General features: G+C 65.7%; 4 protein-coding genes and 1 pseudogene. 3 read left to right on the forward strand and 2 right to left on the reverse strand.

The genetic code is table 11. The features are described 5' to 3' along the window. Both ACFR9S_RS10060 and ACFR9S_RS10065 read left to right on the forward strand, forming a co-directional pair. Positions 1 to 395, forward strand: a 395-nt coding sequence (locus tag ACFR9S_RS10060) for an HAD-IC family P-type ATPase (protein WP_379818542.1), incomplete at its 5' end; no start/stop codon positions are given. Positions 396 to 425: 30 nt separating this feature from the next. Beyond that, positions 426 to 527, forward strand: a pseudogene (locus tag ACFR9S_RS10065) (hypothetical protein); the annotation flags it as partial. Positions 528 to 723: 196 nt separating this feature from the next. On the opposite strand, the gene ACFR9S_RS10070 reads toward ACFR9S_RS10065, so the two are convergent. Together ACFR9S_RS10070 and ACFR9S_RS10075 are read right to left on the reverse strand one after the other, a co-directional pair. After that, on the reverse strand, positions 724 to 1,044 hold the full coding sequence (locus tag ACFR9S_RS10070; RefSeq protein WP_379730741.1) for an antibiotic biosynthesis monooxygenase family protein: 321 nt from the start codon (positions 1,042 to 1,044) through the stop codon (positions 724 to 726). Positions 1,045 to 1,468: 424 nt separating this feature from the next. Continuing rightward, positions 1,469 to 2,059, reverse strand: a complete 591-nt coding sequence (locus tag ACFR9S_RS10075; protein WP_379730742.1) for an AsnC family transcriptional regulator — start codon at positions 2,057 to 2,059, stop codon at positions 1,469 to 1,471. 108 nt (positions 2,060 to 2,167) lie between these two features. On the opposite strand from ACFR9S_RS10075, the gene ACFR9S_RS10080 reads away from it, so the two are divergent. Beyond that, positions 2,168 to 4,976 (forward strand): type II/IV secretion system ATPase subunit (locus ACFR9S_RS10080; protein WP_379818543.1); only part of this gene is annotated, 2,809 nt, incomplete at its 3' end.

The raw sequence follows: 4,976 nt of genomic DNA on the forward strand, positions 1-4,976 counted from the left end.
AGACTGTCATCGAGGAGTTCCGCGAGGTTGGCCACGTCGTGGCGATGGTCGGCGACGGCATCAACGACGCGCCCGCGCTCGCGACGGCGACCGTCGGCGTCGCGATGGGCGCGGCGGGGACAGACACCGCGATCGAGACCGCCGACATCGCGCTGATGGGCGACGACCTCTCGCGGCTGCCGTACCTCTACGAGCTCTCGGGCGACGCCAACGGCGTGATCCGGCAGAACATCTGGACCAGTCTCGCGGTGAAGGCGGGGCTCGCGCTGGCGGTCCCGTTCGGGCTGGTGCCGATCTGGGCCGCGGTGCTGATCGGCGACGCCGGGATGACGCTGGGCGTGACGGGGAACGCGATGCGGCTCTCCCGCATTCAGCCGGAGGAGTTCGGGAAGTAGGCCGGTAGCTGGACCGACACCGAGCGCACCGCAACGAAGATTGCTGCGTTTCTCTCCGACCACGACTCGGTCACCGCGGGCAACTATTCCGGGATCGAAAGCCACCCGCAACACGGTCTCGCGGCCCGATAGATCGGGGACTACGACGGTGCGGTTTCCTTCGAACCCGACGGAGACGGTGCCGAACCCCGCGCGTTCGTCGGAGAGTTGGAGGTGGTCACCCTCGCCGTGGGTCTCAGCGGTGTCGACTCTCTCGTCGAACACACCGCGAGTCTGTCGGCTATATCGCCCTCACCCGGAACTGATTCGGCGGTTCGCAGTCAGCCCCTCAGATTTCTTCGCCGTCCCGCACCTCGTAGTGCTCCACTCGTTCGTCGTAATCGGTGAGCAGTTCCCGAGCTTTCGGCGGGACGTATGCTTCTTCGGGGTTCTCACCGCCGAACTCTTCGACGGCCTCCCACGAGTCGAACCGCGTAATGGTGACGTACTTGATTTCGTCGCCGTCCTGTTCACGGCGAGCTATCTCGAACCCACGGTATCCGTCGCCGGTTCGTTCGGCGATAGTTTCGTAGTTCTCTTCGACGACGAGCCGTTCGTACTCCTCAGCGTTCTCGGGCGTCGTCCATCCGTGCCAGATGCGTATGATCATGCTGTTTGTTGGTCGGCCTCTGGCAATTAGTGCTGCCGGTATCCGGCTGATCCCTACCGAGAAGATGTTCGGTGAGTATCTCGTCCGTAGGCCGCTTGCGACCGCAGTGTGTCGGACACGAGATCCGGCATCAGAAATCGGCGATTTTCTATTGGCGAACGGGAGTGCTACGAGAGAGCTTGCTCTCTCGGAGGACGAGCGACCGACGGGAGCGAGCCGGCTGGGGAGGAAGCGAGGCGGGAAAAACTCGCCGAAGGCGATGCAAATCGGCTCGAAGCGAGCGGCGAACGAATTGAGCCGCGAGCAGTGAGGGCGGTGCGGGGCGGTGCGGTCACAAGGTGCCAACGATCGAGGCGCTGTCGCTGTTACAGTAACTCCGAACCACGAAAAGCCGAAAATCACCTAATCAACGACCCAACCACGATCACTCCGCCCCTTCCTCCATCCGTTCGTAGCGCTCCACGAACCGCGAGCGACAGGAGGGACAGCAGAAGTGGTACACGTCGCCGCCGAGGCGCTCGGTCTCCCCCTCGCTGTCGACGGTGTTGCCGCACTCGTCACACGTCAGCGCGAACTCGACACCGCCCAGCGCGGGACTCCACTCCATCTCGTCGAGCACGCGCACCTCGCGGTCGCGCACGTCGGCGTCGCCGACGAGATCGGTCAGCCAGTCGCGCACGCCGTTTGCCTCCGCGCGGGCGGAGAACAGCAGCTCCTCGTCGGCGGTGACGAACAGGTGCTCGACCGCGCTCGCCGCCGAGACGCGCTCCCGGAGTTCGGCCAGCCCGTCGTCGACGACGAGGCGGACGAACACCGGCACGCCGGCCCGGAGCTGCGAGCGGTCCACGTCGACCGTGAACCGCTCCAGCACGCCGGAGTCCCGCAGTCGCTGGACGCGGTCGGACACCGCCGGTCCCGAGAGTCCCACGTCGTCGCCGATCTCGCTGTACGGCCGGCGGGCGTCCGCGGCCAGCAGTTCGATGATCCGCAGGTCCGTCTCGTCGAGGTCGCGCATGGGCGGAGTGGGGGACCGGAACCCCAAAGAGCTTCGTCGTTGCAGTTCTCCGTGTTGATACTCCGGGGGGAGAGTTTTTGCGTGCGGAGTTTGTTGTCCAAGTAGTCAATGGCTACCGACGAGGGGGACTCGACCCCGAGCCCACTCGATGGAGACGTGGACGACGGGGTCGAACCCGGGGAGGGGACCGGGACGGCTCCGGACGCCGTCGTCGGCTCGTACACGTGGGACGATTTCCTTCGGGAGCACGGTGAGAGCGAGGCGGCGAGAGCGCTCTACCGGCGGTTCGACGAGACGCCGGGCAGCGAGCGCTGGGGCGAAGAGGAGCGGGAACTCACGCCCGAGGACTGGGAACGGACCGACGTGGACCCCGAGGAGTATCTGGGGTTCCCGCCGTGGGAGATCGAGGCCCGGATCGGCGCCGCCGGCCGGGTCGCGGCGGACATCACCGACTACTCGGAGCTGATCGGCTACGACGAGACGCCGGTCATCAAGGACATCTACGGCTGGGAGGACTACAAGCGCGAGTATTTCTACGACGATGAGGGGGAGGCGCCGACCGACAGCGACGGTGAGCCGGTCGAGTTCGACCCCGGGACGGCGCTTGGCTTCCCCGCCGAGACCATCGACCAGACGATGGCCGACTGTAAGCGGGCGGGCGAGGAGCTCAAGGAGTTGGTCGACGAGCGCACCGTCGACGTGGACGAGGAGATCGACGAGGACGCGTTCTTCTCGGACACGCAGGGACGGACGACCGTCGCCAACCGCTACGACTTGGAGAAGACCGTCCCGCTGGCGAAGAAACAGCACTTTCGGGAGCGGGACCGCTACTGGGTGAACAAACCCTACTCCTACGTGGTGATCTTCCACTCCACGAAGGAGAACGAGATCAAATACTACGTAGTCGAGCCTCACCTCACCCAGATCGAGGACGAGCTCAGCGACTACCTGACCGACAAGCTCCGGGCGTCGATCAAGTACGAGGACGAGGGCGGCACCGCGGGCGACGAGGACCACCGGCGGTCGGTGATCGAGAGCCGGACGCGGGAGCTGCTCAAGCGCTACGACCTCTACGATGATCCGGACGAGCCGGGCGAGCGCGGCGGGCTTGGCAACCGCGTCGCCGACGCGTTCGGCCTCGACCCGAGCCGCGGCATCTCCGGCCGCGTCGTCGACCTGCTGGGCTACGAGGAGCCGGTCGAGGGCGTCCGGCAGCTGGAGGGGATCGAGGTCCGACCCGAGCCCGCGCTGCTCGAGGAGGACGAGGACACGCTCAACGAGTATCAGGTCGAGAAGCTGCTGTACTTCCTCGAACGGGACTTCATCGGCTACGAGCGCATCGACGGGATCAAACACGACATCAACGTCGAGGACATCTCGTGTGACGGCTACAACTCCCCCGTCTTCGTCTATCACTCCGACTACGAGCAGATCATCACCAACGTCTACCACGGCGAGGACGAGCTCGACGACTTCGTCGTGAAGCTGGCACAGCGCTCGGGGAAGGGTATCTCCAAGCGCCGCCCGCAGGTCGACGCGACGCTCCCGGACGGCTCCCGTGCCCAGCTCACGCTGGGGAGGGAGGTCTCCGACCACGGGACCAACTACACCATCCGCCAGTTCAAGGACGTGCCGTTCACGCCGGTGGACCTCATCAACTGGCAGACGTTCAGCCTCGACCAGATGGCGTTCCTCTGGCTATGTATCGAGAACCACAAGTCGCTGATCTTCGCCGGCGGGACGGCCTCCGGGAAGACCACCAGCCTGAACGCCGTCTCGCTGTTCATTCCGTCGAACACGAAGATTGTCTCGATCGAGGACACCCGCGAGGTCGAGCTTCCCCAGCGCAACTGGATCGCCTCGGTCACGCGCCCCTCGTTCTCCGACGACGACAAGGGCGACGTCGACGAGTTCGACCTGCTGGAGGCCGCGCTCCGCCAGCGCCCCGACTACATCGTGATGGGCGAGATCCGCGGGGAGGAGGGGCGAACGCTGTTCCAGGTCATGTCCACGGGCCACACCACGTACACGACGTTCCACGCCGACAACGTGGGCGAGGTGCTCAAGCGGTTCACCACCGAGCCGATCAACGTCTCGAAGACGATGTTCACGGCGCTGGACCTCGTCTCGATCCAGACCTCCACCCGGGTGCAGGGCCACAAGGTCCGCCGGAACAAGTCCCTCACGGAGATCAACCACTACGACGCCGAGAACGACGAGATCAACGTTCAGGACGTCTACCAGTGGCAGGCCGAGACGGACGAGTTCCTGAAGATGGGCGACTCGAACACGCTGGACGAGATCATGTTCGACCGCGGGTGGGACCGCCAGCGGCTCGACGACGAAATCTTCAAGCGGCAGACGGTGCTGGCCTACCTGATCCACGAGGGACTCAACACGTACACGCAGGTGGCGGCGACGTTCCAGGCGTTCATCAACGACCCCGAGACGATCCTCTCGCTGATGGCAAACGACCAGCTCGAGGCCTCCCTCGAAGACCTCCGGGAGATGGAGTCCGTGCTGATCGACATCGATCCCGAGAAGGAGGAGATGGTCCCCCGCCCGGACCCCAACGACGAGATCCTCGAAGAGACCGCGGGGATCCTCGAGGAGGCCGAGGACCGGCTGTTCGAGAAGTACCGCGGTGAGAACCCCGACGCCGTCGCCGACGCGCTGGTCGAGAGCCAGCCACAGGGCAACGTGGAAGCGACGCCGGACGCCGCCGGCGAACTGCCGGGGGTGGAGGGGGGAGTCGAACTCGACGAGCCCGAAGGGCGGGCGGCGCTGGACGACGTGGACGGGGAAGCGGAGGTTACGGACGACGACCCGACGCCAGAGAGCGGGGCCGCCGTGCTCGGTCCGGACGGCCCGATCGGTCGCGTGACGCGGGCGCGGTGGAGCCCGTCGCTGTCGGCGT

Source organism: Halolamina salina, assembly GCF_042678005.1.
GTDB classification, from domain to species: Archaea; Halobacteriota; Halobacteria; order Halobacteriales; family Haloferacaceae; genus Halolamina; species Halolamina salina.

Coding starts and splice junctions, on each gene's coding strand:
- ACFR9S_RS10070 (WP_379730741.1), bottom strand. CDS start 1,044: ATGATCATACGCATCTGGCACGGATGGACGACGCCCGAGAACGCTGAG.
- ACFR9S_RS10075 (WP_379730742.1), bottom strand. CDS start 2,059: ATGCGCGACCTCGACGAGACGGACCTGCGGATCATCGAACTGCTGGCC.